Annotated in this window: 26 protein-coding genes and 3 pseudogenes; 23 read left to right on the forward strand and 6 right to left on the reverse strand. The window is 55.2% G+C overall.

Annotated elements, in window-relative coordinates:
- The first annotated feature begins 403 nt into the window (after nucleotides 1–403).
- From ACHZB8_RS04805 to ACHZB8_RS04820, 4 genes are all read left to right on the forward strand, one after another.
- A complete protein-coding gene (locus ACHZB8_RS04805; protein WP_316859022.1) occupies nucleotides 404–1,615 on the forward strand; it encodes a pyridoxal phosphate-dependent aminotransferase in 1,212 nt (403 codons plus the stop codon).
- Nucleotides 1,616–1,681: 66 nt separating this feature from the next.
- Nucleotides 1,682–2,980 (forward strand): PAS domain S-box protein, encoded by a 1,299-nt coding sequence (locus ACHZB8_RS04810; protein ID WP_316859023.1) that lies wholly within the window; start codon nucleotides 1,682–1,684, stop codon nucleotides 2,978–2,980.
- Between the two features lie 29 nt (nucleotides 2,981–3,009).
- A complete protein-coding gene (locus tag ACHZB8_RS04815; RefSeq protein WP_316859025.1) occupies nucleotides 3,010–3,627 on the forward strand; it encodes a response regulator in 618 nt (205 codons plus the stop codon).
- A gap of 496 nt (nucleotides 3,628–4,123) precedes the next feature.
- Entirely contained in the window at nucleotides 4,124–4,750 is a 627-nt protein-coding gene (locus ACHZB8_RS04820) for a helix-turn-helix domain-containing protein (protein WP_316859026.1), read from the forward strand.
- Between the two features lie 312 nt (nucleotides 4,751–5,062).
- Here the strand turns inward: ACHZB8_RS04820 and hemN are convergent, their stop codons facing one another.
- From hemN to ACHZB8_RS04835, 3 genes are all read right to left on the reverse strand, one after another.
- Nucleotides 5,063–6,412 carry an oxygen-independent coproporphyrinogen III oxidase gene (gene hemN / locus ACHZB8_RS04825; RefSeq protein WP_316859028.1) on the reverse strand — a complete coding sequence of 450 codons (1,350 nt, stop codon included), beginning with the start codon at nucleotides 6,410–6,412 and terminating at the stop codon, nucleotides 5,063–5,065.
- A 168-nt stretch (nucleotides 6,413–6,580) separates the two neighbouring features.
- Complete coding sequence (locus ACHZB8_RS04830) at nucleotides 6,581–7,771, reverse strand: alpha/beta hydrolase (RefSeq protein WP_316859029.1); 1,191 nt, start codon at nucleotides 7,769–7,771, stop codon at nucleotides 6,581–6,583.
- 154 nt (nucleotides 7,772–7,925) lie between these two features.
- Complete coding sequence (locus ACHZB8_RS04835; protein WP_316859030.1) at nucleotides 7,926–8,255, reverse strand: multidrug efflux SMR transporter; 330 nt, start codon at nucleotides 8,253–8,255, stop codon at nucleotides 7,926–7,928.
- A 259-nt stretch (nucleotides 8,256–8,514) separates the two neighbouring features.
- Between ACHZB8_RS04835 and ACHZB8_RS04840 the strand changes: the two genes are divergently transcribed.
- The 18 genes and pseudogenes from ACHZB8_RS04840 to ACHZB8_RS04925 all read left to right on the forward strand — a co-directional run bounded on the left by ACHZB8_RS04840 (nucleotide 8,515) and on the right by ACHZB8_RS04925 (nucleotide 21,417).
- Nucleotides 8,515–8,988: a cupin domain-containing protein gene (locus tag ACHZB8_RS04840; RefSeq protein WP_316859031.1), complete on the forward strand. Its 474-nt coding sequence runs from the start codon at nucleotides 8,515–8,517 to the stop codon at nucleotides 8,986–8,988.
- 110 nt (nucleotides 8,989–9,098) lie between these two features.
- Nucleotides 9,099–10,193 (forward strand): AbrB family transcriptional regulator, encoded by a 1,095-nt coding sequence (locus tag ACHZB8_RS04845; protein WP_316859032.1) that lies wholly within the window; start codon nucleotides 9,099–9,101, stop codon nucleotides 10,191–10,193.
- Between the two features lie 530 nt (nucleotides 10,194–10,723).
- Nucleotides 10,724–12,357, forward strand: a pseudogene (gene ccoN, locus ACHZB8_RS04850) (cytochrome-c oxidase, cbb3-type subunit I).
- Nucleotides 12,358–12,369: 12 nt separating this feature from the next.
- Nucleotides 12,370–13,128 carry a cytochrome-c oxidase, cbb3-type subunit II gene (gene ccoO / locus ACHZB8_RS04855; protein WP_316859033.1) on the forward strand — a complete coding sequence of 253 codons (759 nt, stop codon included), beginning with the start codon at nucleotides 12,370–12,372 and terminating at the stop codon, nucleotides 13,126–13,128.
- An 11-nt stretch (nucleotides 13,129–13,139) separates the two neighbouring features.
- Nucleotides 13,140–13,292 (forward strand): cbb3-type cytochrome c oxidase subunit 3, encoded by a 153-nt coding sequence (locus tag ACHZB8_RS04860; protein ID WP_316859035.1) that lies wholly within the window; start codon nucleotides 13,140–13,142, stop codon nucleotides 13,290–13,292.
- Nucleotides 13,293–13,294: 2 nt separating this feature from the next.
- Nucleotides 13,295–14,193 (forward strand): annotated as a pseudogene (ccoP, locus tag ACHZB8_RS04865) (cytochrome-c oxidase, cbb3-type subunit III).
- A gap of 939 nt (nucleotides 14,194–15,132) precedes the next feature.
- On the forward strand, nucleotides 15,133–15,219 hold the full coding sequence (locus tag ACHZB8_RS04870; RefSeq protein ID WP_316859199.1) for a hypothetical protein: 87 nt from the start codon (nucleotides 15,133–15,135) through the stop codon (nucleotides 15,217–15,219).
- 12 nt (nucleotides 15,220–15,231) lie between these two features.
- Nucleotides 15,232–15,540 (forward strand): hypothetical protein, encoded by a 309-nt coding sequence (locus tag ACHZB8_RS04875; protein WP_316859036.1) that lies wholly within the window; start codon nucleotides 15,232–15,234, stop codon nucleotides 15,538–15,540.
- A pseudogene (locus ACHZB8_RS04880) lies at nucleotides 15,491–15,607 on the forward strand (hypothetical protein); the annotation flags it as partial. The gene ACHZB8_RS04875 and the pseudogene ACHZB8_RS04880, both read left to right, overlap by 50 nt.
- Nucleotides 15,564–15,992: a 4Fe-4S dicluster domain-containing protein gene (locus tag ACHZB8_RS04885; RefSeq protein WP_316859201.1), complete on the forward strand. Its 429-nt coding sequence runs from the start codon at nucleotides 15,564–15,566 to the stop codon at nucleotides 15,990–15,992. The pseudogene ACHZB8_RS04880 and the gene ACHZB8_RS04885, both read left to right, overlap by 44 nt.
- Nucleotides 15,993–16,061: 69 nt before the next feature.
- Complete coding sequence (locus ACHZB8_RS04890) at nucleotides 16,062–16,262, forward strand: hypothetical protein (RefSeq protein WP_316859037.1); 201 nt, start codon at nucleotides 16,062–16,064, stop codon at nucleotides 16,260–16,262.
- A 115-nt stretch (nucleotides 16,263–16,377) separates the two neighbouring features.
- A complete protein-coding gene (locus tag ACHZB8_RS04895; protein WP_316859038.1) occupies nucleotides 16,378–16,890 on the forward strand; it encodes a FixH family protein in 513 nt (170 codons plus the stop codon).
- Between the two features lie 242 nt (nucleotides 16,891–17,132).
- A complete protein-coding gene (locus ACHZB8_RS04900; protein ID WP_316859039.1) occupies nucleotides 17,133–18,686 on the forward strand; it encodes a heavy metal translocating P-type ATPase in 1,554 nt (517 codons plus the stop codon).
- A gap of 7 nt (nucleotides 18,687–18,693) precedes the next feature.
- Entirely contained in the window at nucleotides 18,694–19,290 is a 597-nt protein-coding gene (locus ACHZB8_RS04905; protein ID WP_316859040.1) for an HAD-IC family P-type ATPase, read from the forward strand.
- Nucleotides 19,291–19,403: 113 nt separating this feature from the next.
- Nucleotides 19,404–19,607, forward strand: coding sequence for a cbb3-type cytochrome oxidase assembly protein CcoS (gene ccoS / locus ACHZB8_RS04910; protein WP_316859041.1), 204 nt, complete (start codon nucleotides 19,404–19,406; stop codon nucleotides 19,605–19,607).
- 36 nt (nucleotides 19,608–19,643) lie between these two features.
- Complete coding sequence (locus tag ACHZB8_RS04915) at nucleotides 19,644–20,099, forward strand: hypothetical protein (RefSeq protein WP_316859043.1); 456 nt, start codon at nucleotides 19,644–19,646, stop codon at nucleotides 20,097–20,099.
- On the forward strand, nucleotides 20,096–20,767 hold the full coding sequence (locus tag ACHZB8_RS04920) for a DedA family protein (protein WP_316859044.1): 672 nt from the start codon (nucleotides 20,096–20,098) through the stop codon (nucleotides 20,765–20,767). Before ACHZB8_RS04915 ends, ACHZB8_RS04920 begins: the two co-directional genes overlap by 4 nt.
- Nucleotides 20,768–20,772: 5 nt before the next feature.
- Nucleotides 20,773–21,417, forward strand: a complete 645-nt coding sequence (locus ACHZB8_RS04925; RefSeq protein WP_316859045.1) for a LysE family translocator — start codon at nucleotides 20,773–20,775, stop codon at nucleotides 21,415–21,417.
- A 228-nt stretch (nucleotides 21,418–21,645) separates the two neighbouring features.
- Here ACHZB8_RS04925 and ACHZB8_RS04930 read toward each other — a convergent pair whose 3' ends face one another.
- Nucleotides 21,646–21,948, reverse strand: a complete 303-nt coding sequence (locus ACHZB8_RS04930) for a hypothetical protein (RefSeq protein ID WP_316859047.1) — start codon at nucleotides 21,946–21,948, stop codon at nucleotides 21,646–21,648.
- A gap of 237 nt (nucleotides 21,949–22,185) precedes the next feature.
- Entirely contained in the window at nucleotides 22,186–23,487 is a 1,302-nt protein-coding gene (gene hemA, locus ACHZB8_RS04935; protein WP_316859050.1) for a 5-aminolevulinate synthase, read from the reverse strand.
- Between the two features lie 513 nt (nucleotides 23,488–24,000).
- Here hemA and ACHZB8_RS04940 point away from each other — a divergent pair.
- Nucleotides 24,001–24,519 (forward strand): response regulator, encoded by a 519-nt coding sequence (locus ACHZB8_RS04940; RefSeq protein WP_316859051.1) that lies wholly within the window; start codon nucleotides 24,001–24,003, stop codon nucleotides 24,517–24,519.
- An 8-nt stretch (nucleotides 24,520–24,527) separates the two neighbouring features.
- On the opposite strand, the gene ACHZB8_RS04945 is transcribed toward ACHZB8_RS04940, so the two are convergent.
- Nucleotides 24,528–25,637, reverse strand: a complete 1,110-nt coding sequence (locus ACHZB8_RS04945) for an AAA family ATPase (RefSeq protein ID WP_316859052.1) — start codon at nucleotides 25,635–25,637, stop codon at nucleotides 24,528–24,530.
- Nucleotides 25,638–25,763: the final 126 nt, after the last annotated feature.

Genomic DNA, 25,763 nt, shown 5'->3' on the forward strand with positions numbered 1-25,763 from the left:
CCGTTGGCCCGTTGAGGGGAGACCAACGCGGGGACGTCTTTCCTGCTTATGTTGTTTCTCGGCCTTGTTGCCGCAAAGGTGGTCACCGGCTTGATGATCAAGACAACCGCAACCGACAAAATCCTGCTTCAAAGCATGATGGCCGCCGATCACGCTTTGATCCGATCCCGATCACAAGCTTTGAGGGAGCCTTTGCATCGAGGAGGAAGGCTCTCGTTTTTGAAAGACAGGGCTGGATTCTTAAGCCTGTTAGGACTTTTTTCTTGCGCTAACAAAGGAAAACCAGCAAACTCGGATGTCCTTCCAACTCAGCCAAAAGGCTAAGCCCCAGCGCGACCCTTCGGCAGGCTGAAAGACTTCATATAGTTTAGAGAAACCACGTGGAACCGATCCAGAGCCCGTAATGAATCGTGAATATTTCAACCAATTTTCAACACCCAATTCTCTTGCATCGATCAATGATCTGAGCCCTGAAGCCCAAAAAGCACCCGAAAGCGGCATTATGGGCATCAAGGACTATGCCGCAGGCAAGGAAGGGGTCATTCCCCTTTGGGTTGGAGAGGGCGCATTGTCCACGCCCCAATTTATTTGTGAAGCGGCCAACAAGGCTTTGCTTGAGGGTGAAACCTTCTACACCCATCAGCGCGGCATGCCTCAATTGCGCGAGGCCATCGCTGCCTATCATGAACGTCTCTATGGCCGCCCTTTTTCCAGCGACCGGTTTTTCGTCACGGGTTCTGGCATGCATGCCATCCAGATTGCCGTGCGCCTGTGTGTCGGGTTTGACGACGAGGTGGTTCTGCCCACTCCGGCCTGGCCCAATCTCGCAGCGGCTGTAACCGTGGCAGGGGCCAAGCCTGTCGAGGTTCCCCAGCATTTCACCCCCGAAGGCTGGAAGCTTGATCTGGATGAGCTTTTCGCCGCCTGCACGGACAGGACCAGAGCGCTTTTCATCAACAGCCCTGCCAATCCGACCGGCTGGGTCGCCGAGCTTGATGAATTGCAAGCCATTCTTGACTTCGCCCGCAAACGGGGCCTCTGGATCATTGCCGACGAAATCTACACCCGCTTCTATTATGGCGAGGGACGCAAGACCGCGCCTTCCTTCTATGAAATCGCGAACGATGAAGACCGGATTTTCTTCGTCAATTCCATGTCGAAAAACTGGGCAATGACCGGTTGGCGCGTTGGCTGGATCGCCGCTCCGGCCCGGCTTGGCCAAAAAATTGAGAATCTCATTCAATATTCCACATCCGGCGTTGCCCCCTTCATGCAACGGGCTGCGGCGACAGCATTGAATGATGGTGAATTGTTTATCGCAGAGCAAATCGAGCGAGCCCGCGTTGGTCGTGACAAGCTTCTACGTGCTTTTGCGGGGAATAATGCTGTGAAATATGCACCGCCGATGGGAAGTTTTTATTTCTTTTTCGGTATCGAAGGGGAGCAGGATGCGGCTCGAACCGCGCAAAGGCTGGTAGATGAAGCAAATGTCGGTTTGGCGCCCGGGTTTGCGTTTGGTCAAAGCGGGTCCGCATTTATGCGACTATGTTTCGCGACAAACCCGGACAAATTGGATGATGCGATCAGTCGTTTAACCACTTGGCTATCTAGGTAGAAGTCGTTATTTTACCTGAGGCACAAGCAAACAAAATCAGTATCTGGCAAAACAGAAGCGAACGAAATGACAAGGTCTATGACCATCAACGGCCCCAAACGGACGCAAAATGAGCCTTATGAAAAGGGCAAGGCCCCTTTCTGTCCGATTGAGCATGTCGATGCCCGTTTGACGTCGCTTCTGGACGTGGCCGCCGATTCGGTTTGCCTGATCGATGATCAGTCTCGCATCCTTCTGTTCAACAAGGCCTCCGAAACCCTGTTCGGGTATAAGGCCGAAGAGGTGATCGGCAAGAGTGTTGATATCCTCATGCCTTCCCAATATGCCCAGCATCATGACGGATGGGTGGAGCATTATCTGCGCACCGGGGAGCATTCGATCATCGGCATCGGCCGCGAGGTGCAGGGACGTCACAAGGATGGTTCGACCTTCCCGTTCGATCTCTCCGTCGGTGTCGCCGAAACTGAAAATGGCAAACAGTTTATCGGTGTCATGCGTGACCTTCGGGGTCGCAAACAGGTCGAGGAACGCCTGCGCAACTTGCAGACCGAGCTGAACCAGCTCACGCGCATCAATGCGATGGATGAAATGGGCGCAACGGTTGCTCATGAGCTGAACCAGCCCCTGACGGCGATCATCCTCTATTTGCAGGCAATCGAGAAGAAGTTGCAGGGATATGATGAAACCAAACCTTGCAGCAGGCAGGAGATAGACCGGCTGGTCGAGCTTTGCGGGCGTGCAGTGCAGGAAGCACAGCGCTCCTCATCCCTGCTTCAGCGCATTCGTTCGATCATCGAGAAGCGCGAGCCCGAACGTAACCTTTGCAATATTGTCGAGATCATTCGCAAGGCCCATCAATTGGCGCTGGTCGGGTTCGCCGCAACCGATGTCGGCGTTGAGGTGATCGCGCCAGATGACGTGCCGATGGTCTGGGTTGATCCGGTGCAGATCGAACAGATTTTCCTCAACCTGTTGCGCAATGCCTTTCAAGCCCTCAGAGACGCCGACAACAAGGCCATTTCAATCAAAGTGGTGCAGGGCGCCCATGAAGGTGATTTGCGCCAGCGCATGACGATCTATTTCAAGGACACCGGTCCGGGTGTGCCAGAGGCCGAACGGGCCAGTCTTTTCAGGGCCTTCTGCTCTGGGCGCAGCAATGGTATGGGTCTTGGTCTTGCCATTGCGCGACAAATTGCTCAAAATCATGGCGGAAGCCTCGATCTGGCTCCGTTTGATACAAAAAAACCCGGAGCCTGTTTTGTGCTCTCTTTACCAATCGCAACGCCCGACTCTGATGAAAAGCCCGATGACAGGGCTCCGGAAGAGTCAAAAGGCAGTGCACATCAGAGCGCACCAGCCAGTTAAATCCAGATAAAAAGCCAAGAGGCATCTTCATGACAACTGACTTACATCCTTCTATTCATATTGTAGACGACGATCCCGCCGTGCGGGATGCTTTGTCGGTTCTGTTCGAACTGGAGGGGTATCAGGTCGAGACATTCTCGAACGGCGAAGATTTTCTCGCCAACCTGCGTGATTCCGTTCCATCTGTCATTCTGCTCGACGTCAACATGCCGGGACGCTCCGGGCTTGAAGTTCTGGAAGAGATTACGACCAGGCACATCTCGGCCCCGGTCTTCATCATTTCAGGTCAGGGTGATATCCCCATGGCCGTCACTGCGATCAAGCAGGGGGCTCATGACTTCATCGAGAAGCCGTTTGACGGGACGCAGGTGGTCCAGCGGATCGAGAAAATTCTCGAAGCCGTCAACAAGGCTCCGGATCCGGGCCAGACCACACTCGCCAACTGGAGTTTCCCCCGTGCCGAAACCCTGACGCCACGGGAGCGCGACGTGTTGTTGCAGATCACACAAGGGGCTTCCAACAAGGAAGCAGGCCAGCATCTGGCCATTTCGCCCCGCACCATCGAGGTGCATAGGGCACGTATTATGGAAAAACTGAAAGCACGCAATACGGCAGATCTTGTCCGTATTGTACTGACCGGCCATTGATCACAGGCCAACCTGGCGCTATCGAGCATCCTAGGGAATGAGCCGACAGGCGCACAGGGGCCACTTTGGAGGAAGCTCTACGATTGCAAGACACGCTCTGCAATCCACAGAGGACAATGGCCAATGGGACCGGGAGTAATCCCGGTCCTTTTATTTTGCACTCTCTTGCCCGACAGGTACATCAAGTACAAAACTGCATGTTTCGCACGCAATTGTGTGCCGGGATCGCAGACTATTGATTTGCATTTCACCGTGTTCTTAGTAATTATACGTGCTGTAAGTATTTTCTATGAACTGATTGCGGCCAACGAAAACATGTCGTATAGCTTCAGTCAGTCTTCTGAAAAGAAACGGGCTTGCTGCCCGCATAGACTGAGTCGGGAGAAAGTGTGAAATGTCGGAAAGGCGGATTGTCAAAATGGCATCGACCGGAATGAAAAGTGGGTCTCCAACCATACCCTCGTCTTTTCCGATAGAAACAGATTTTAAGGGCATCATGTCCAGCGAGCTAAGTCGACACAAGACTTTCCCAGCCCATGGCGTTGTGTTTTTCGAGGGCGATCCTGCGAGCAATATCTATGAAGTGGCAGACGGTTCCGTCATGCTTTACAAGCTGCTTCCCGATGGCCGCAGACAGGTGGTTGAAATTCTCGGGCCGGGCGATCTTTTCGGAGTTCCGGCTGGTGAAGTTTATGATACTTCAGCCGAAACCCTGACTGAAACTCTTGTTCACATGATCTCGCGCAAGGATGCCGAAGGCTCCGAGCAAATTCAGCAGCACATGAAAAAATGCCTGATTGCCCAGGTTCAGAATCTGCATGATCACGCTGTGCTTCTCGGGCGCAAGTCGGCCCATGAACGCGTCGCTTCTTTCCTGATGCGTTTCGTTCCCGATCGTGGCGGCTTCACCTGCACGGGGCCGTTGAAGGAGAATGAAGACGAGTCTGTCGTGACGCTGCACATGACGCGTCAGGAAATTGCCGACTTTCTCGGCCTCACCATCGAAACGGTGTCACGTGTCTTGTCCGACATGAAACGTCGCAAGATCATCACGATGGAAAAACAGGACCGGATTCGTGTGATGAATGTCTGTGGCCTGTGCCATCTGACTGGTAAATTTTGACTAAGCAGTATCCTTTAGAAGATCAAAGATATCCACATATGTCGCAGTCTGTCTTGCGTGTAAGCACCTATGCTAATGATTAGGTCGGGCTCGCAAGACCATCGCTGAGAGCGTTGTGAGCGGGCATGTCGGGGAGGAGTCGGTGTCACGACCCGTCCGGGGCTGTCCCCCCGACCCTTTCCCTCCGAACCCTTTCCCTGAACATCGCCCAGAATGCCCTCACACAAGGCAATCGTGCCAGAACAGGCGCAGCCATGCCAGCAGCTCCGCAAGGTTTGAGCCTGCGGTCAAACTCCCTTCCGGCGAGAAACTTCAGACTGCGACCGAATGGCGCCCCTTGCCTGCTTGCAGATAGGCATCGAAAGCGGCGGCAACCAGCCGAACCAGTTCGCGGCCGCTCTGGGTCACACGGACCACATCGCCCTCGCGTTCTGCCACCCCGTCCGCTTCCAGCTCCTGAAGCTGGGCGTAGCAGGTCCGCAAGGCCTCAAGCGACACGTCGAACGCTTTGGCAACCGCAGCAACATCGACTTCATAGGCCGTCATCAGGGACATGATGATGGTCGCCCTTGCCTTGTCATCCTTGTCCAGCTCGATTCCGCGCGCGATGGGCAGCTCGCCCGCCACAACGGAGCGTTCCCAGCCCGCGAAATCGGGACTGTTCTGAACATAGCCTTGCGGCAGCTTGCCAATGGAGGACGCGCCGATGCCGATCAGAATATCGGCCTCATCGGTGGTGTAACCCTGGAAATTCCGCCGCATCTGTCCCTCGCGCGCAGCCACTGCAAGCGGATCGTCATGCTTGGCAAAATGGTCGAGCCCGATTTGTTCGTAGCCATGCTCGCCGAGTGCGCGTCCCGCTTCTTCGAACAGAGCAATACGCTCTGCCGCTCCGGGAAGCTTGTCTTCGGGAATGAGCCTTTGATGCTTTTTCATCCAGGGCACGTGAGCATAGCCAAACAGCGCCAGACGGGACGGATCGAGACTGATCGTCATGTCGACGGTATTGCGAATGGTCTCAAGGCTCTGAAATGGCAGCCCATACATGAGGTCGAGATTGATTTCCTTGATGCCAACCGCCCGCAATGCCTCGACAGAGGCCTTGACGACCTCATAGGGCTGAACCCTGCCAACGGCTTCCTGAACCTTGAGATCAAAATCCTGAACACCAAGGCTTGCCCGGTTGATACCTGCCTTGCCCAGTGTTTCAGCAAGGGCTGGCGTTACCGTCCTGGGGTCAAGCTCGATGGCGTGTTCAATGTCTTCGTTGAAGCAAAAGTGCGTGCGCAGCGCTTCGACCACGTCAAGGAAACAGTCATGGGGCAGGATCGAAGGCGTTCCGCCACCCCAATGGATATGGCTGACCGGCTGCCCCTTTGGCAGTTTTTCCGCCAGAATTGCAATTTCCCTGACCAGCAGCGCGGTATAGTCGCGCAAGGGCTTTTCCTGCCGGGTCACCTTGGTGTAGCAGCCGCAATAGTGGCACATGGAATCGCAGAAGGGCACGTGCAGATAAAGCGATATCGGTGTCTTGGCATCGACATCGCGAAGCCAGTCCTCATAACGGTCCCGGCTGAACTCACTGGAGAAATGCGGGGCTGTCGGATAGGAGGTGTAACGCGGCACGGAGCGCGAGGCATATTTCAGGGTTACATTTGTCATGGCCGCATTTAGATCCTATTGCGTTTTTGCGACTTTGACCCGCATCAATTCTTAACGATTTGTCATTTGTTGCAAGTCGGTCAACGAGCCGGTCGAGACCCGTAAAAACGGGGTCTCGTCTCTATAGACAGGCTCGTGTCCCGGTGCAATGACACCATGGTTGACCTTTTATGGATTGAGGATGGTCTTGGTTGTCCTGACCACCAGCGTGATGGGCAGCGTGGCGGTATCAATGACCTGATCTGACAGGCTGATCTGTTCGCCCGGTGCCAGCATGAGGTCGCCATGCATCGAACCTGCAAAGCCCTTGAACAGGGAAACAAGGCTGGGCGATGTTGCCACTGACATGTGGTTCATGGCGTCGCCATCGGTGAAGTCGGTGACGTCGATGACCGCGATGCCCTTGCGCTTGAACTTTGTGATATCGATCGTGTTGCCCACACGGGTGTTGTCACCGGCAAGACGACTCGACAATTTCAACGCCCTGTCCGACTCCGAGACAAACAGCACGAAGTCTGCTGGCAGGGTCTTGATGGCATCAAGCTGGTTGTTGAACACGTCTACATCGAGATCGGGAGAAATCAGGATGATCGTCTTGAGCTTTTTGGGCAGATTGCCATGATTTTCCAGCGCGATCTGGCGCAAGCTTTCCATCAACAATTCGGACCCCATGGAGTGAGCGACCAGAGTGACCGCCTGCGCCTTGGTTCTGCTTAGCAGTTCAATGACGCTGGCGAGCTTGTCCCGTGAAACCTTGACGCTGTCACGATCATAAAGATAGTCCGTCGTCTTTCCCGAAGAGGGCCAACTGAACAATGCCAGGGGGGCTTGCAACTTGAAATCATGTTTCATTTGTGCGGCCCGATACAGGCTTTCGGAAAAATCGGTATTGTAGCCATGGACAAACAGGATAACCTCACGCTGGGAGGCTTTTTCGGAGCGGGCCTCCATGGTCATCCGGGCATTGAGCGCAGCCAGAAAGCCTGACTCAACAGGAATGTCCTTTGCCATCGTAACGGCAAAATGCCGTTTTATGTCGGGCTTGTCGCCCCTTGGCCATTCGATTTCCCCGGTCTTGTGACTTGGCGGAATGGACACATCATAGGACGAGAAGTGCAGCTTTTCATCTCGCTTGCCGCTGAAATCGGCGCGAACCAATTCGTCCGGAGAGCGGCTTGTCGCGACCAGGACCGTTTCCGTATCAAGGCCGGTGAGTGACGGCTCGGTGAATTTGATGCCGGTGGGTGAGGCACATCCCGCCAGAATGAAGCACAACAATACCGCAACGCCACAAGCGTTTGGAAGTCCTCTTGATGAAACTGCGAAGGCCTGGTCGCTACCATTGCACTGGCATGTCATGTAGATGTCCCGGTCACATAAAACTATGAGTGGAAAATGCGAGGCTCATCCTAGCAGAGCCTTTTGGTCTTCGGAATGGGTCCGTGCATGATAAATGGCGAGTGCGTCATTTTTGCGTCGGACTGCATGATGCATTTGCGAGGCCATGACCTGTTCATGAGTGGGTGGTGTTCGAGAACAGATTGATCACGATCACCCCCGACATGATGAGGCCGATGCCGATGAGGGCTGGCGCGTCAAGAATCTGTTTGAGCGCCACAAAACCGAAGATCGAAATCAGCACGATGCCGCAGCCTGACCACAGAGAATAGGCGATGCCCACCGGAATGGTCCTGAGCGCCAGCGAGAGAACGAAAAAGGACAGCGCCAAGGCCAGGATCCCCAATCCACTTTGCAACGGGCGGGTGAACCCGTCTGACGCGGCAACAGCCGAGGTACCAATCACCTCGGCCACGATGGCAATTGCCAAATAGAGCCAACTCATGATGATGTCCTTCAATGGGGGATCTCGTCATCCCGGTGCGTTTTACCAACCAGAATTCGGCGCGTTTTCAGCCGTCTGTCATATTCGGCCCAACTCTATAATCTCATTTTTTTTGAAAATCAATTTGAGCCTGCGGCAGCGCTGGGCCTGCCCTAGGTAAACTGCCTAGAACCAAAGAATAATCAAAGAAATTCAAATCGTTACTGACTTGAAAGGCTATCGTTCTAAGATTGTCCAAAAAGGGTAAAGGGTGAGGCTTATGATAGGGGAAGTTTCATGTGATTATAATGGCGTTGGCGGGCTGGTTATAAAGGACAGTTTTCCCGATGACTGGGAGGGAACTCCGTGGCACTTGCACCCGTATCAGTCAGCGCTGATCGAAGTGAAGCTGGGCATTGTCTGCATTGAAACCAAGGCGGGCGTCGAGATTGTCGGTGCCGGCGAGAGCTACGTCATACCTGCCGGGATTGCCCATCGGATTCATAATGAGGCTTTGGACGGCGGCCAGATCGAGCTTACCCTTACGCCATCATACGATGGAGAAATGTTTTTACAGGGCTTGGCAAATTGTGCAAGACATGGCAAAAGTTCCCTGTTGCAAATCGCCTTGATGAACAGGCTAAGCGATCATCCGGGTTTCTATTATGCGCGAATACCCATCTGGTTGCAAAATGGGCTCTTTATGCTGCTAGCGCCAGTGGCGAGACTTCTCGGATATAAGGCTCGATATTGACACCTCTTTTGCTGCAAGCCTTTGTCAGATAAAGACACTTTCCCGGCATCCCGATGCAAGAGGGGGAGACAGGATTTCGCCGCGCACTTCTTTTGACGGACGCTCCCCGCATGGTCCAGCATACACCTTATCAATTCAATCTGACCGTTCCGGCCATTCTTTCCTTTTTTAAAAATGCAGTGGCGCTCTACCTCATAGCCTTCTGTGGCGGATGGTTGGCCCATATGGTCGATTTCCCCGCCGCATGGCTCACCGGTTCGCTGCTCGCCGTTGCGATCACGTCGCTGACCCGGTTCAAGTTTCGTTTGCCCATCCTGTTGCGTGATATCGGCTATGCGCAACTGGGCCTGATCATGGGGTCCGGTTTCTCGCCGGAAATGCTCCATGCGATTTCATCCTGGCCAGTGAGCATCCTGTTTCTCGCCCTCACCGTGGTGGCAATCGCTGCTTCGGCCTATTTCGTGCTGAGAAAAGTCGGCGGTTGGGATCATCCCACCGCCCTGTTCGCCGCTCTGCCGGGGGCCTTGAGCTACGTGATGATCATTGCCGAGGAGTCGAAGGCAGACATGACACGCGTGGCGGTTGCCCAAACCTTGCGTGTTTTCATCCTGATTACCCTTTTGCCTCTGCTGTTGTCGCCATTCACCCATGGCGTCACCGCCGGCGCGGCAGGGGCAAGGGAAAGCCTTGATCTGATCCATCTTGCGCTCATGTCGGCGGCCGTTCTGGTCGTCGCTCCGATTGCCGTTTACCTGAGGCTTCCATCCGGCTTGATGCTCTCGGGCATGGCAATCGCGGGGCCTCTCTATCTGTCCGGCATCTATCATGCGCCGTTGCCTGTCTGGTTTTCCGTGCCTGCCTATCTGACCATCGGCATCGTCATCGGATCGCGTTTTGCCGCGATTTCGATTGGCAGTCTCATCAGTCTCTCGGGCATATCCCTTCTCTCGTTGCTGACCTCTGCTGCCGTATCCGCTCTGGCAGCGATCCTCTGCGCCGAGATCTTGGGCTTCCCCCTCGGGCAGGTCATTCTCGCCTTCGCTCCGGGAGGCTTTGACACCATGGTCCTCCTGTCATTTTTAATTAATCTCAATCCCGCATATGTGACCGGACACCACCTTGTCCGTTTCCTTGGTCTGGTGATATTTGCTCCCCTTGTCACCGCTCGTCTGACCAGGTCGGAGTCTTCCTCCAAAGGGCTCTGATAGGCCTTCGTGTGGTATCCGTCCTGGCCCTGTCAGGACATATAAGTGGTATTTGATTTACGGATTAACTTGTTGAGTTCAAAAGCAAAAAATTGATTCTAACTACGTCTTTAGAACGATGGCGGTGCGACGTTTTTACCTGCGCGAGAAATTTGCCTTGTGATAACCGTGTATAAAATGCATCGAGAATGAATTTTTTTGTACCACTTAAGGATGAGGGTGATTGAGGGGTCGTTTTGTGCCTTGAACATTAACCTTCTGTAATATTAGCAATATTTGGAAGACACCGTAAAAAATACCATCGCGTGATGCGACACCTGGTCGCAGATTCGCTTTTCCTGAGCCCATTCCGTTGATATGAGTCAAAGCGCTAAAATAGGGCGAACCATAGGTTTCTCGGAACCTTTAGGGTGAAGTGTGTTCAAGAAGCAACCATAAATAGGCGGCATCCGGGTGCTGCAAGGGGGCTTCGAGAATGGTGCTGCGGTCCGGTCTCATGGGGAGGTGCGGACGGCAGATGGGACTGAAAGATGAATCACACAGCGAAACGACTCTCTCTTGAAGAAGGACTCTTTGCAGGCTTCCTGACTGCTCTGGCCTTCGTTTGCCTTGTCATCGCCGGAAAAGCGGTTGATGGCGTCATGGCATTTCACGCGACCATCGGCCTGCTGTTCTCGGCAATCGGTGTCGTTCCTTATTTTCAACGCCTATTTCAAGCGTCCTGCGGATGTCGATGAAACGGGCTACAACCTCGGGCCGATCAAGTTCGGTGCCGTGGCTGCTGTCATTTGGGGCATCGCCGGTTTTCTGGTTGGCGACATCATTGCCTGGCAACTGACCTTTCCGGCTTTGAACTTTGACCTCGAATGGACCAATTTCGGCCGCCTGCGTCCGCTGCACACCTCTGCCGTGATCTTTGCATTCGGTGGTAACGTGCTGATCGCCACAAGCTTCTATGTGGTGCAGCGCACCAGCCACGCGCGCATTGCGGGCCGGATCGCACCATGGTTTGTGGTTCTGGGCTATAACGCCTTCATCGTGATCGCGGGCACCGGCTATCTGCTCGGCGCAACGCAGTCCAAGGAATATGCCGAGCCGGAATGGTATGCCGACCTGTGGCTGACCATTGTCTGGGTGGCCTATCTGCTGGTGTTCCTGGCAACCATCTGGAAGCGCAAGTGAACCGCATATCTATGTGGCCAACTGGTTCTATCTTGCTTTCATCGTGACCATCGCGATGCTGCATCTTGGCAACAATATCTCCATTCCGGTTTCGATCTTCGGCATCAAGTCCTATCAGGTCTTCTCCGGTGTTCAGGATGCGATGGTGCAATGGTGGTATGGCCATAACGCGGTGGGCTTCTTCCTGACCGCTGGCTTCCTTGCCATCATGTATTATTTCATTCCCAAGCGTGCCGAGCGTCCGGTTTATTCCTACCGGCTGTCGATCGTGCATTTCTGGGCCCTGATCTTCATCTATATCTGGGCCGGACCGCACCATCTGCATTACACCGCTCTGCCTGATTGGGCACAGACCCTTGGCATGACCTTCTCGGTGATCCTCTGGATGCCGTCCTGGGGTGGCATGATCAACGGCCTGATGACCCTGTCCGGTGCCTGGGACAAGCTCAGAACCGACCCCGTGCTGCGCATGATGGTGGTCTCTGTTGCCTTCTATGGCATGTCCACCTTCGAAGGTCCGCTGATGTCGGTCAAAGCCGTGAACTCCCTGTCGCACTATACCGACTGGACCATCGGCCACGTGCATTCGGGCGCTCTTGGCTGGGTTGGCTATATCTCCTTTGGCGCTATCTACTGCCTCATTCCGTGGCTGTGGAATCGCAAGAAACTCTATTCCACGCAATTGGTGGAATGGCATTTCTGGATCTCCACTCTGGGCATCGTGCTTTACATCACCTCCATGTGGGTGTCGGGCATCATGCAGGGCCTGATGTGGCGTGCTTATAACAGTCTTGGATTGCTGGAATATTCCTTCATCGAAACCGTTGAAGCGATGCATCCATTCTACTTCATTCGCGCGCTTGGTGGCCTGTTGTTCCTGACCGGAGCCCTGATCATGGCCTACAACCTGTTCATGACCGTTCGCGTTGGTGAAAAGGCAGAAGAAGACGCTGCCGATCCTGCGCTGGTTCCTGCGGAATAAGGAGTGCCAAACATGTCTCTTATGAATAAACACGGCATTCTCGAACGCCACTCCATGCTGCTGCTTGTCGGCATCCTGATTGTGGTTGCCATTGGGGGCCTGGTCGAGATCGTCCCGCTTTTCTATCTCAAAAGCACCATCGAGAAGGTGGAGGGCATGCGCCCTTACACCCCGCTCGAACTGGCCGGGCGCAACATCTATATCCGTGAAGGCTGCTATCTGTGTCATTCGCAGATGGTTCGCCCGATGCGCGATGAAATCGAGCGCTATGGTCACTATTCTCTGGCGGCCGAGTCCATGTATGATCATCCATTCCAGTGGGGATCGAAAAGGACTGGGCCGGATCTGGCGCGTGTCGGCAACAAATATCCGGACAACTGGCATGTGGAGCATCTGATTGACCCTCGCTCCGTGGCGCCGGAGTCCGTCATGCCCGGCTATCCTTTCCTGGCCACGACGGCCCTGAAGGTTCCGGACATTTCCGCCGATCTCAAAGTCAACAAGATTGTGGGTGTGCCCTACACCGACGAACAGATTGCCAATGCCAAGGCCGACATGATGGCCCAGGCCAACCCTGACGATGACAATGTGGATGGCTTCCTGGAACGCTATAAACAGACCATCGGCGAGGAAGACCGTGAGCCTCTGGTTCGCGATTTTGACGGCAATCCTGAAACGGTAACCGAGATGGACGCACTTGTCGCCTATCTTCAGGTGCTGGGCACGATGGTCGATTTCTCGATCTATAATGACAAAGCAGACCTTCGCTAAGGAGCAAGCGCATGTCGACCTATGAAACTTTGGCTAATTTCGCGCAGACCTGGGGCTTGCTCTATTTCGTGCTGATCTTCTCTGGTGTGTTGGCTTATACCTTCTGGCCTTCCAACAAGAAGCGGTTCGATGAGGCGGCGAGCATCCCGCTGCGGGAGGACTGAGAATGAGTGACCACAACAAAGAAATCGACCATCTGTCCGGCGTTTCGACCACCGGGCATGAATGGGATGGCTTGAAAGAGCTGAACAACCCGCTGCCGCGCTGGTGGCTGTGGACTTGGTATGCCTGTATTGTCTGGGCGATTGGCTATTGGGTGCTTTATCCCTCCTGGCCGCTGGTGTCCGATTATACCCGCGGTGTGTTGGGCCATTCCAACCGGGAAGAAGGCATGCAGGCCTATGAAAGCCTGATATCGGCACGTCTCGAACAGGCCGCTGGCCTGAAGGACGCAACGGTAGAGGAAATTCTGGCGGATGACAACATGCGGCAGTTCGCAGTCCGCACAGGGGGCAGCTGCCTTCGGTGACAATTGTGCGGCCTGTCATGGTACCGGTGCAACCGGTTCCAAGGGCTATCCCGAACCTTGTCGATGACGATTGGCTCTGGGGTGGCACCATTGATGATATTCACGAGACGCATTCTGCGTCGGTATCCGTTCGACAAACCAGCGAAGACACCCGTGATGAATGAAATGACGGCCTTCGGGCGTCTGGATGAACTCCTCGATAAAGAGACGAGATCGAGACACACTCGCAGACTATGTTCTGTCTCATCTCCGGGCAGCAACCCTCTGACGGTGCGGATCTGGAGGAAGCCGGTGCAAACCCTGTTCGAGGAGAACTGCACGTCCTGTCACGGCGAAGATGCCAAGGGTCTTCAGGAAATGGGCGCTCCCAATCTCACCGATGCCATTTGGCTCTATGGTGGCGATCGCGAGACACGATCATCGAGACCATTACCAATGGTCGCGGTGGCGTTATGCCCACCTGGGAAACCCGTCTTGATCCGGTAACGATCAAGTCGCTTGCTGTCTATGTCCACACTCGTGGTGGCGGCCAGTAAGGCGATGCCGGAATCGGGGCCGCATCCGTCTGGCAGCGGTCCATCTTCCGGTAAAAATTGAGGGTCGGAAGTCGCAGCTCTTGACCCTTCTTGGCCATAAAGAGCATGGACGATCGTGTCATTGCGGCATGCGACATTATGCCAAAAGGGGTGTCACGCCTCTCTCGGCGATGAACAAATAAGAGGCGCTCCCCGACCTTGCCATAAGGCCGACGGGCCGTCATTTCACCAGAAGCGTCACTGCCACCTCAAGGGTACGCTGCTTCTGCCAAGGACAATCAGGCGCTGCGCGCGTGGCACGCATGAAATGGTGGCTGCTGTTGGCGAGATTGACGTATCAGGGATGAAACCGGATGGTCAGTGATTTCCGCCGCATCGCGACAATATGCCTCGGTTTTTTCCCTTAGATTTTGTTTATGTCAAGGACTGCCGCACTAGCAACGCATATATCAGGTCTCAATAGTGGTAAGTGAAATGCATGTTAGCCGACGGACCAGATTTGGCGGGAACACCTGCACCGTGATTACTTGAATGAGTGATCAGGGTCCTTTGCGACCGCTTCGAGGAGACGAGAGAATGACGGTTGAAGCCCCAGGGACCGGCTCCGGACGCCAACCAGGATGATATGCAGCTATACGCCACGTTGCCAAGAAGGTTTACCCGCAAAGCGTCAAGGGCCGGTTTCCGCAATTTCAAATGGGCCTTTCATGGCCGTATCCCTTGGTATCTATTACTTCCTGCCTTTCGTGCGCTGGGACCGCGGGCCCAACGCGCACCGGATCAGGCGGTGCTGATCGACTTTCCAGCCCGGCGTTTCTATTTCTTCTTCATCGAGATCTGGCCGCAGGAGGTCTACTATCTCACCGGTCTGCTCATCCTTGCGGCACATGACGTTGTTCCTGATGAACGCGCGTCGCTGGGCGCGTCTGGTGCGGCTACATGTGCTTCCAGACGGTCTGGACGGATCTGTTCATGCTGGTCGAGCGCTGGATCGAGGGCGACCGCCGGGAACGTATCAAGGCTTGATGCAGCAGCCTCATGACCGTTCAAAGCGGATCGGGCAAGAAGGTTTCCAAGCACATCATCTGGCTGTTCATCGCGTGGTGGACGGGCGGGGCATGGGTGCTCTACTTCGCCGATGCACCGACCCTCGTCAAAGAGCTGGCCTTCGGGCAGGCGCCTTTCGTGGCCTATGTCTGGATCGGCATCCTGACCTTCAACAACCTATATCATGGCCGGCCACATGCGGGAGCAGGTTTGCGTCTATATGTGCCCCTGGCCGCGCATTCAGGCGGCGCTGACCGACGAATGGGCGCTCAACGTCACCTATCGCAAGGATCGCGGTGAACCGCGCGGCTCGCTGAAGAAAGATGAAGGCGCGCGCCGCCGAAGGGTCTGCCTGCGGGGGATTGTGTGGATTGCGGCCAGTGCGTTGCGGTGTGTCCCAACGGGCATCGATATCCGCGACGGCGCACAGCTTGGCCTGCATCCAGTGCGGGCTCTGCATCGACGCCTGCGACAATGTCATGGAGAAGATTGGCAAGCCACGCGTGGTCTCGTCGATTATGACACCGACATCAACATCCAGCGCCACCTTGAGGGCAAGGAAAGCGTCTATCGCTCTCATCCGCCCCCGCACGGTGATCTATATCGCCATGATCTCGCTGGTCTGCGGGCTGATGGTCTTCTCGCTGATCAACCGCAAGCTGGTGGATCTCAACGTGTTGCATGATCGCAACCCGCTCTTCGTGCACCTTGTCCGACGGGTCGATCCGAAACGGCTATCACGATCCGCCTGATCAACAAGGCGTCCACCGCACGGGAATTCGAGCTTTCGCTCGTCGATGCGCCGGAAGGCTTCTCGATGAATGCTGTTGGCATGTCGAAAGCCCGATGACAGCAGAAAACTGATCGTACCGATTGAACAGGACATCACCAAGGAACTGCGCGTTCAGGTCTTCGCGCCTGCCAGGTCAGAGCTCGACAAATCGCAGCCGATCACCTTCAACATCCGGGATGTTGAAACCGGTGAGGCGCAGAGCGTGACCGACTATTTCAAGGCGCCGTGAGATCGGTGCTATCGAGTGCAAATAGAGGCTTTCGGCATGCGCCAAAAGCCTCTATTTATTTTTGTCTTGAGGGGCGCATAATGCCTCTGGAATGTTCAGGAAAGCAAAAAGGGCAATGACAAATTCCATGGGAACCAAGTCTGAAAAGGGCGAAAAGAAACTGACAGGCCGACATGTGCTTTACTGGCTGTTCGGATTCTTTGGCGTCATGTTCATAGCCAACGGCTTTTTTGTCTATTATGCCCGCTCCACCTGGCCCGGTGTGGTCGAGGACAGCCCCTATGAAGCGAGCCAGAATTACAACAAGACCCTGAAGCAGGCCGCCGCACAGGACGCCAGAAACTGGCATTTGGCGGTCAGTTTCGAGAAAGGCGGAAAGGATGTGCTGCTCTCGATTGATGCTCGGGACGACAAGGGTGCGCCGCTCTCGGATCTCACGATCCTTGCCAATGTTGGCAGGCCTGCAACAGAAGATTTCGACCATCACCTGACCTTGGCACCATCGTCTGACGGGCTCTACCGGGCCGCCATCGGCTCTCTCTCTCCGGGCCGCTGGCGCGTGAAGATCGAAGCGCTGCAACAGGGTCTCTTGCAATTCCAGACCAATGAGATTGTCACCCTGAATTAATGCCCTCTGTCGCAAGGGAGGGGCGTGCTACTCGCCCCATATCCTCATGATCACGTCTGATCGACACGTTTTGCAAAGACCTCTCCCTTCGTTATTCCGGCAAGAACGGAATACCAGCATGCGGATTTTGCCATGATTCCCGAGCAGAACATGAAACGCGACTGGAGCGCCTTTTCCGAAAGGCAGCCGATGGCAACGAAAAGCTTGCTCTTGCCGTTGAGGGGATCTATTGCCCGGCATGCATGACACGGATCGAGCGGGGGCTGATGGATCTGGACGGGGTTGCCAATGCCCGTGTCAACCTGTCCTCTCATCGCCTTGCGGTTACCTGGGATCCGGATGAGACAGACCCTGAAACACTGCTCAAGCGGTTGGAGGATCTGGGCTATGGCGCTCATCCCTTTGATCCCGGCCGGGTGAAAAGTGACGAAGTTCGGGAGAATAAACGTCTGTTGCGGGCCATGGCCGTGGCTGGCTTTGCGGCAATGAATGTCATGCTGCTGTCGATCTCGGTCTGGGCGGGCAATGTGTCGGACATCACGCCCGAAACCCGCGATTTCTTCCATTGGCTTTCCGCCGTGATAACCCTGCCAGCAGCAGCCTATGCGGGCCAGCCCTTTTTCCGCTCTGCCTGGCGCGTGCTGCGCAAGGGGCATCTTAACATGGATGTGCCGATTTCCATCGGGGTCATTCTGGCGCTGTTCCTCTCGGTTCTGCAAACGATCCAGCATCAGGAGGAAGCCTATTTCGAAAGCGCTCTGATGCTGCTTTTCTTCCTCCTGATTGGCCGCTGGCTTGATCAGATGATGCGTCTCAAGACCCGCGCTTTTGCAGAAAATCTGACGGCTTTGAAGGCCGAGACGGCAATGAAGCTGTTTGCCGATGAGGGCTTGCGCGAAGTGCCCCTGTCCAGGATCGAACCGGGTGACCGGGTGCTCGTGCGCCCCGGTGAGCGGCTTTCTGTTGATGGCACGGTGCTGGTCGGCAGCTCCGAAATCGATCAGAGCCTTGTCACCGGTGAAACCGGCTTCATGCCCGTTGCTTCCGGAGATCTTGTCTATGCCGGAACGCTGAACGGCGAGGGCGCTCTGACCATTTCCGTCACTGCGGCAGCAAAAGGCACCTTGCTTGACGAGGTCAATCGCCTCATTGATGATGCCATGGAAGCCAAATCCCGCTATCGGCAACTGGCCGATCGGGCGGCCGAATGGTATGCCCCCATCGTTCACACCGCCTCTGCGCTTACCTTCATCGCCTGGTGGCTCTACGGCATCGGCTGGCAACCCTCGTTGGTGATCGCGATCTCGGTTCTGATCATCACCTGCCCCTGCGCGTTGGGGCTCGCCATCCCGGCCGTGCAGGTCGTGGCGTCCGGCTCGCTGTTTCGCAACAAGGTTCTGCTCAACCGTTCCGATGCATTGGAACGGTTTGCCAAGGTCGACATGGTGGTGTTCGACAAGACCGGCACCCTGACCCGACCAAGCGCAGGGATCGCCAATCCCGAAATCTGTGATGAAGAGAGCCTGAAGCTGGCCATTGCGCTTGCCAAGGCATCAAGCCACCCGCTCTCGGCTGCTATCGCCACGATGAACAGACATATTCGCCCGATGGAAAATACAAGAGAGGAGAAAGGGCAGGGCCTTCTTGCAATGCATGACGGAGAAGAGATCCGCCTGGGGTCCATTGAGTTTTGCGGCGCTGAAAAGCAGGCCCCGGCTGTCAAGGAACAGCATCCACAGGCCTCTTTCATTGCCTTCCGACGCGGTGATGCCCCCCCGGTTGTTTTTTGCCCTTGAGCAACAATTGCGTTCCGATGCGCGCGAGGTTATCCAGGCGCTGAAGGCCCGCAATCTCGATTTGATGATCCTTTCGGGGGATCAGCCAAGGGCAGTGGAGATCATTGCAAGAGACCTTGGGATAGACGTGTTTTACGCAGGGATAAACCCGACTGAGAAAATCGCCCGGATCGAAGCGGAAAAAGCCAGGGGCCGCATGGTCATGATGGTTGGCGATGGGCTCAACGATGCCCCCGCACTGGCCAGTGCCCATGTCTCGCTCTCCCCGGTCACCGCAGCCCATGTCAGTCAGGCCGCAGCAGATGCTCTGTTCCTTGGCGAGAAACTCGCTCCGGTTCTTCACAGCCTTGATATCGGCAAGCGGGCTCGCGTCATCATGGAACAGAATCTGGCTCTTGCCACCCTTTACAACATTGTTGCGGTACCCTTTGCCATTGCCGGTTTTGTCACCCCGCTCATTGCAGCGGTTGCCATGTCGGCATCTTCTCTGGTGGTTACCATCAATGCGCTGCGAGCCCGCGCCAAGGGGGATTCCTGGTTTACCGACAATGTTGCCTATGATCAGGCTTTGCAGGACCAGGCCCCTCGTGCGACAGACGGGTGAGAGCGGATAAGATTGATTACAAAAATCTCGTTTGATTGTTGTGCCCTGCTTGCTAAACAGGGTGTATCGCGTCCAATGACGACATGATTGCAAAGACAGGAGACGACTGACAGATGAATGCCCTGCTGTTTCTCATTCCCGTTGCCCTCTTGCTGGGAGGGCTTGGGCTTGTTGCCTTTCTGTGGTCTTTGAAATCCAATCAATATGAGGATATGCAAGGGGCTGCCTATCGCATTCTGGATGATTCCGATCTTGATCCTGAAGAGCAGGCAAAGATTAATGCAAGCCGGAAAAGCGATCCTGCCGGCAAAAGCTAGCGATCCTCACGGCGAGACGGGACAGGACGAAACATCATGCTTAAAGCGCTGCGATATTTCTGGAAAGAACAACCCATTGCCCTGGTCGCTTTCATTGTGGCGCTGCTGTTCCTTGCCTTTTTCGGTGTCCGCTTTACCGCGCGTGCCATCTATTTTCACAATCCCGTCCATCGCAATCAGACGCTCGAGCCCTGGATGACGCCGAAATATGTCGGCATGAGTTACCATCTGCCACCGCACATCATTCGCGAAGTCATGCAGCTTGACGAGGTGCGGCAGGAGAAGAAGAGAGTCAGGCTGAAGGATGTGACCAGTCAGTTGGGAATTTCCCTCTCCGAGTTGGAGGCTCGAATCAGGGAGGCCAAGCAACAACTTGTGAGCGACGAGAGATTGCGCGAGCAGGAACAAGATCTGCGCAAGAGAGTTGAGCAGCAAGGGCAGGCAGGCAAATTGGGAGGCACCAAACCGCACAAGGACAGGACGAACCCATGATCGAGACGATCCTTGCCCTTATTCCGACCTATGGCCTGTGGGTGATCTTTTTCACGCTGGCGCTCGGATCCATGGCAGTGCCTCTTCCGGGCTCGATGCTGGTGATCGCGGCCGGATCCTTTGCCGCCGCAGGCGATATCAATCTTTATGAAGCCATGGCCGCGGCCTATGTGGGGTTTCTTCTTGGCGATCAGCTTGCCTTTCGGATTGCCCATATGGCGGGGCCTGGGCTTCTTGACCGCTTTCGCAGGTCCAAAAGAGCGGGCCCTATGGTCGGGCGTGGCGAAGAGATGCTCAGGAAACGGGGTGTCCTTGCGGTTTTGATCTCCCATACCATCATCAGCCCCATGGGGCCGTGGATCAATTATCTCAGTGGTGCAACCCGCATGAAATGGCTTCACTTTTCAGTGGCCTCCATCGTCGGGGCGGCCCTTTGGGTCGCGGCTTACTGCCTGACGGGATATTTTTTCGCCGACCGCTTGACCGAACTCGCTGAACTGGCAAATGATGGCCTTGGATTCGCTGCTGCCTTTGCAGTTGCTGCCGGGGCTGGCTGGTGGCTACGGCTGAGCTGGAAAAAATACCGCGAGAAGACAGCAGAGCACGAAGCCGTAAAGGAAGCCGATGCCACCACCGGGAACGTGGCGACACAAGGTCAGGAAGGGTAGAGACCATGTTATTTTCGCTCGACACGTTATCGCTGTTTGTCGCCACCTCCGTTCTGCTTGGCATTGCGCCGGGGCCAGACAACATTTTCATTCTCACCCAATCGGCACTGATGGGACGCAAGTCCGGCATCATGGTCACCCTCGGGGTATGTACCGGCATTCTGGTCCATACGGTGCTTGTGTCCATCGGCATTGCCGTCCTGTTCCAGACTTCTGAAGTGGCCTTCACCGCCTTGAAATTCGCCGGTGCTCTCTATCTGGTCTATCTTGCCTGGCAGGCTTTCAGGGCTGGCGGCAGCAACCTCCGGTCGGGCGGGGAAGAGCACAAAGGGCCGGGCATGTTCCATCTATATGCAAGGGGCATTGTGATGAATGTGTCCAACCCCAAGGTTGCGATCTTTTTTCTGGCCTTCCTGCCTCAGTTCACGGATCCTTCGGCCGGGTCCATTACCTTGCAACTGATGAGCCTTGGCGTGATCTTTGATCTGGTAACTTTTCTGATCTTTGTCTTCCTGAGCTTCAGCGCCGCATGGCTCGGCGGTTGGCTAAGGAGATCGGAACGGGCTCAGATCGTCATGCATCGCATTGCAGGCGTCATTTTCCTCGGCCTTGCAGCCAGACTTCTGACGATCAAATTCTCCAACACGTGAGCTTTCGCCTAAAAGTTTTTCCAGCCAAGCCAGCCGGGCATTCAGGGTGGATCAGAGATCGCGGACGCGACGCCGGACCCTTGAACGCGTAAAAAGTGCTTCGGCGTCTTGCCCGGAACGAGATGAAAAGAAAGAAACCCCGCCATCGGCGGGGTATCTTTGTCAGATCGAGGACAGGAATTTCTCCGGCCGACTATCAGCCTGCCGGAGAGAAGCTTGGCTGCGCCTCTACTGGCGCTTCACCCGGCAAACGAGTGTCCAGCGATTCCCATGGCAACCATTTGGATAATGCGTGATGCGGGCACCATTGCCATACCAGCCACAGGAATTGTCGCATCCACAACTCACTTTGTAGGTGTCAAAGTTGCCGCATTTGCCGGCATTGGGGTCACCAGAGCTTTGCTGAACCCAGCCAGTGGTCCATCCGCCACCAACTTTGTCCCAGCGGACATAATAAGATGCAGCGCTCGCGGGCAGAGCCCAGGACAATGCAAGAGCAACAAGCGCAATTTTCGAGACGTATTTAAACATGACTTCACTCCAACCAATTTCGGACAAAACACGATATCCGGGCGTGCCCGCTCGTGTTTGTTGTTGCAACGCGATTGTAGGAGGATCACGGAAAAGCGCTAGAACTACACCTGTATTCGGTAGAATTGTCTTGGTTGCTGCTACTAAAAGGAGAAGTACGCATGAAAATGGCACCAATTGCAACAAATGCAAAGGGTGCCATTCAAGAAGGAAAACGGGTCGATTGCGGCCCGGGTCTTAGCCTCCGGCGACCTTGAAGACGACCTGATCGGCATGGTCATTCATTTCCGGATCGCTTTGGTCCGAGAGGTCATAAACAGTGCCCGGCTCGATGCGCGGAAGGCCCAGACGCTGCCAGACATCATCCAGAGCTTCACAAAGCCCGTCGACAAGACCATCATCATGGAATGGCGTTGGCGTAATGCGCAGGCGTTCGGTGCCGCGCGGAACAGTTGGGTAATTGATCGGCTGGATATAGATGCCATGGGTGTCGAGAAGGATATCGGAGGCCTTTTTGCAAAGGTCGGGATCGCCTACAAACAGCGGCACGATATGGGTCTCGGATGGCATCACGGGCAGCCCCGCGTTGGACAGAGCCTCCTTGGTCCGAGCGGCCTGACGCTGCTGCATGTCGCGCTCAGAATGGCTCGTCTTGAGATGCTTGACAGAGCTGTGTGCCGCCGCCGCGAGGGCAGGGGGCATGGCGGTGGTAAAGATGAAGCCGGGTGCATAGGAGCGGACCGCATCAACAATCGGAGCCTTGGCCGTTATGTAACCGCCCAGCGTGCCGAATGCCTTGGCAAGGGTTCCCTCGATCACATCGATCCGGTCCATCAGACCCTCACGCTCGGCAATGCCACCACCGTGTGCGCCATACATGCCGACTGCATGCACTTCATCGATATAGGTCATTGCGTTATATTCGTCGGCCAGATCGCAGATTTTCTCGATCGGAGCAATGTCGCCGTCCATCGAATAGACCGATTCAAAGACGATCAGCTTGGAGCGATCCTTGCCTGCTGCCGAAAGCATTTCTTCCAGATGCTCCATATCGTTATGGCGGAAAACCTGTTTTGGCACACCGGAACTCTTGACGCCCGCGATCATCGATGCGTGGTTCAGCTCGTCGGACAGGATGAGGCAATCGGGCAGCAGCTTGGCGATCGTCGAAATGGCTGCTTCGTTGGACACAAATCCGGATGTGAAGACCAGCGCGGCTTCCTTGTTATGCAGATCTGCAAGTTCCGCCTCAAGCATGACAAGCGGATGGTTGGTTCCCGAAATATTGCGCGTTCCACCCGCTCCAGTTCCCATCTTGTGAGCGGTCTCGCTCATTGCCGCGATGACGTCGGGATGCTGTCCCATGCCAAGATAGTCGTTTGAGCACCAGACGAGAATTTCACGTTCAAGCCCATTGTCCGCTCGCCAGATCGCATGTGGGAACCTGCCAGCCTGTCGCTCCAGATCGGCGAAAATGCGATAGCGCTTTTCGGCCTTCAGGGAAGACACGGCATCCTCAAAAAAATCAAGATACTGCATACGATTTGTATCCGCTTGTTTCTGGTCCAATAAAGCGAACCGGTCGGTCTGTTTCAAAGCCTGTGTAACAGGTTACGATCAATCTATCACATGGTTTGGTCTGTGATCCCCAAGCTCTTTGTGCAAGGGCGATTATTAGCGACACTTTGCTTTATCGCGTTGAGATTTGTCAAGAATTTGAAGGCTTACAAATTGTTAAGGCGCAGGTAACAATCCGGTCATGTTTGACGGAATGCCGCATGATTTGAAACGGCTGCCATTTCCCTTGTCATGGGCAAATCATGGGCAAAAACACGTCTGTTTGTGTCTGGCTGCGGCCTGTTTCTGCCCCTTTGTTGCAGTATCAATCTGATATCCACCGGGCGAAAGCGGCGGGTGGAATAGGCCCGTTCCTTGTGTGTTAAAGGTTTAAATGGCGAAGTAAAGATTCATAAAGGCTTTTCATCTAAACTTGTCCCGCTATCTATCCATTTGGTTGTCAAACGCCAAATGCTTGCGTGCGCGGAGCAATTCATGTCGGTCACAGTCCTTTCTGCTTTAAGAGTGCTGGTAATTGAGGATAGCGCATATATGCGCACGATTATCCGCACGATTCTGCAAGGACTTGGCGTGCGCGAAATCTTCGAGGCTGAAGATGGCGGGGTCGGGCTGGAAAAGCTCGAGCAGCTCTCGCCGGATGTCCTGATCATTGACTGGGTGCTGCCGATCCTTGATGGGCCGGAACTGGTTCGGCTGGTGCGAAATCCCAACCATCCGATGGGGACCGTGCCGATCATCATGATTTCGTCTTACGCCGAAAAGCATCGCATCATGGAAGCCAAACAACTTGGCGTGCATGAATTTCTCAGAAAGCCATTCTCGGCAAAAGACATGTATCTGCGGATTGTTGCGGCGACCTCCATGGACCGCCCATTCGTCAGAACAGACAGCTATTACGGCCCTGCTCCAAGGGAAACCGTTACCCGTCGCCCCGGCGAGGGAGCCGCCGACGCCGGTGCTTCATCGGTTTCGGTGCCAACCGCCTTTGCCTGATCCGTCTGTCATCTGACAATCGTCAAGCGCTCGGCTGCCCGCGTGATGCCGGTATAGAGCCAGCGCTGCTGATTTTCCCGAAAGGCCCAGCTTTCATCAAACAGCATGACATCGTTCCACTGCGAGCCCTGCGACTTGTGCACGGTGAGGGCGTAGCCATAATCGAAGGCATCGCCCTTTTTGCGAACGGACCAGGGCAATTCGCCTTCATGGTCCTCGAACAGCATTTTGGGCAATTTGAGCGCAACCCGGCCGCCTCCGTCCTGTCCCAGTTCCGGTGACACGCGCACCTTGATTTCCTTGCCCTTGCGGCTGGTCACCTTGTCCACCATCCAGATGCCGCCATTCAGCAAACCCTTTTGGTGATTGTTGCGCAGGCAGACAAGCTTGTCGCCCACTTCAGGGTAGGGCAGTTCGAAACCCTGCAATTCCCTGAGGCGCTTGTTATATTTCTGCCGGGTAACATTCCGCCCCACCAGAACCTGATCGGCGTCCAGAACCAGATCCGTATCGAGCGAGCGCCTGCCGATGACCTGCACCGAGCCATGGTCGCCATAGTCAATGGTGTTGCCCTCTCGCACATCCTGCGCCAGCCGAATGATCGGATTGTCCCGCGCCTGACGGTGGATCTCCGTAAGCATGACATCGGGGTCTGCATCGGTGAAATACCCGCCACCCGAGACCGGCGGCAATTGTGCCGGATCGCCCAATACCAGCACCGGTTTCCGGAAAGACAGAAGATCCGAGCCGAGCATTTCGTCCACCATCGAGCATTCATCGATGATGATCAGATCTGCATCGTGAGCCGGACTGTCGCGATTGATGACGAAGGCGGGAACATCATCCTCTCTTTCCTCGTCATCGCTGGTGTCCGGACGATAGATCATGGCGTGAATGGTGCTGGCCCCGGCACATCCCTTCTGGCGCAGGACATGGGCTGCCTTGCCGGTAAAGGCTCCGAACAACACATGGCCGTCCACCCCTTCGGCAAGATGCCTGGCCAGCGTCGTCTTGCCCGTGCCTGCATAGCCGAACAGGCGAAACACAGGCTCATCCCCGCGCTTTATCCAATCGTTGACAGCCTTGAGCGCCGCTTCTTGTTCCCTGGACCAGTCCATATTTGCCTCTTGGCGATTCCGGGCAAGTCACCGCAGCCCAACGCAGGACTTCCGGGCCATGTTGCGGCGAAGGGAGGCGGGGGAATCGCTTGTGAATCAGTGTGTTTGCTACAGGGAGACTGTCCA

Source organism: uncultured Cohaesibacter sp. (genome assembly GCF_963556055.3).
Classification (GTDB): domain Bacteria; phylum Pseudomonadota; class Alphaproteobacteria; order Rhizobiales; family Cohaesibacteraceae; genus Cohaesibacter.

Excerpts from the sequence above, each read along its gene's own strand:
- ACHZB8_RS04885 (WP_316859201.1), top strand. The coding sequence starts at position 15,564 with ATGAAGGCGCGCGCCGCCGAAGGGTCTGCCTGCGGGGGATTGTGTGGA.
- ACHZB8_RS04845 (WP_316859032.1), top strand. The coding sequence starts at position 9,099 with ATGGTCCAGCATACACCTTATCAATTCAATCTGACCGTTCCGGCCATT.
- ACHZB8_RS04815 (WP_316859025.1), top strand. The coding sequence starts at position 3,010 with ATGACAACTGACTTACATCCTTCTATTCATATTGTAGACGACGATCCC.
- ACHZB8_RS04915 (WP_316859043.1), top strand. The coding sequence starts at position 19,644 with ATGCTTAAAGCGCTGCGATATTTCTGGAAAGAACAACCCATTGCCCTG.
- ACHZB8_RS04840 (WP_316859031.1), top strand. The coding sequence starts at position 8,515 with ATGATAGGGGAAGTTTCATGTGATTATAATGGCGTTGGCGGGCTGGTT.
- ACHZB8_RS04835 (WP_316859030.1), bottom strand. The coding sequence starts at position 8,255 with ATGAGTTGGCTCTATTTGGCAATTGCCATCGTGGCCGAGGTGATTGGT.
- ccoO (WP_316859033.1), top strand. The coding sequence starts at position 12,370 with ATGTCTCTTATGAATAAACACGGCATTCTCGAACGCCACTCCATGCTG.
- ACHZB8_RS04920 (WP_316859044.1), top strand. The coding sequence starts at position 20,096 with ATGATCGAGACGATCCTTGCCCTTATTCCGACCTATGGCCTGTGGGTG.
- ACHZB8_RS04830 (WP_316859029.1), bottom strand. The coding sequence starts at position 7,771 with ATGACATGCCAGTGCAATGGTAGCGACCAGGCCTTCGCAGTTTCATCA.
- ACHZB8_RS04860 (WP_316859035.1), top strand. The coding sequence starts at position 13,140 with ATGTCGACCTATGAAACTTTGGCTAATTTCGCGCAGACCTGGGGCTTG.
- ACHZB8_RS04870 (WP_316859199.1), top strand. The coding sequence starts at position 15,133 with ATGTGCTTCCAGACGGTCTGGACGGATCTGTTCATGCTGGTCGAGCGC.
- ACHZB8_RS04945 (WP_316859052.1), bottom strand. The coding sequence starts at position 25,637 with ATGGACTGGTCCAGGGAACAAGAAGCGGCGCTCAAGGCTGTCAACGAT.
- ACHZB8_RS04930 (WP_316859047.1), bottom strand. The coding sequence starts at position 21,948 with ATGTTTAAATACGTCTCGAAAATTGCGCTTGTTGCTCTTGCATTGTCC.
- ACHZB8_RS04895 (WP_316859038.1), top strand. The coding sequence starts at position 16,378 with ATGACAAATTCCATGGGAACCAAGTCTGAAAAGGGCGAAAAGAAACTG.
- ACHZB8_RS04820 (WP_316859026.1), top strand. The coding sequence starts at position 4,124 with ATGTCCAGCGAGCTAAGTCGACACAAGACTTTCCCAGCCCATGGCGTT.
- hemA (WP_316859050.1), bottom strand. The coding sequence starts at position 23,487 with ATGCAGTATCTTGATTTTTTTGAGGATGCCGTGTCTTCCCTGAAGGCC.
- hemN (WP_316859028.1), bottom strand. The coding sequence starts at position 6,412 with ATGACAAATGTAACCCTGAAATATGCCTCGCGCTCCGTGCCGCGTTAC.
- ACHZB8_RS04900 (WP_316859039.1), top strand. The coding sequence starts at position 17,133 with ATGACACGGATCGAGCGGGGGCTGATGGATCTGGACGGGGTTGCCAAT.
- ccoS (WP_316859041.1), top strand. The coding sequence starts at position 19,404 with ATGAATGCCCTGCTGTTTCTCATTCCCGTTGCCCTCTTGCTGGGAGGG.
- ACHZB8_RS04875 (WP_316859036.1), top strand. The coding sequence starts at position 15,232 with ATGACCGTTCAAAGCGGATCGGGCAAGAAGGTTTCCAAGCACATCATC.
- ACHZB8_RS04940 (WP_316859051.1), top strand. The coding sequence starts at position 24,001 with ATGTCGGTCACAGTCCTTTCTGCTTTAAGAGTGCTGGTAATTGAGGAT.
- ACHZB8_RS04805 (WP_316859022.1), top strand. The coding sequence starts at position 404 with ATGAATCGTGAATATTTCAACCAATTTTCAACACCCAATTCTCTTGCA.
- ACHZB8_RS04925 (WP_316859045.1), top strand. The coding sequence starts at position 20,773 with ATGTTATTTTCGCTCGACACGTTATCGCTGTTTGTCGCCACCTCCGTT.
- ACHZB8_RS04890 (WP_316859037.1), top strand. The coding sequence starts at position 16,062 with ATGCTGTTGGCATGTCGAAAGCCCGATGACAGCAGAAAACTGATCGTA.
- ACHZB8_RS04810 (WP_316859023.1), top strand. The coding sequence starts at position 1,682 with ATGACAAGGTCTATGACCATCAACGGCCCCAAACGGACGCAAAATGAG.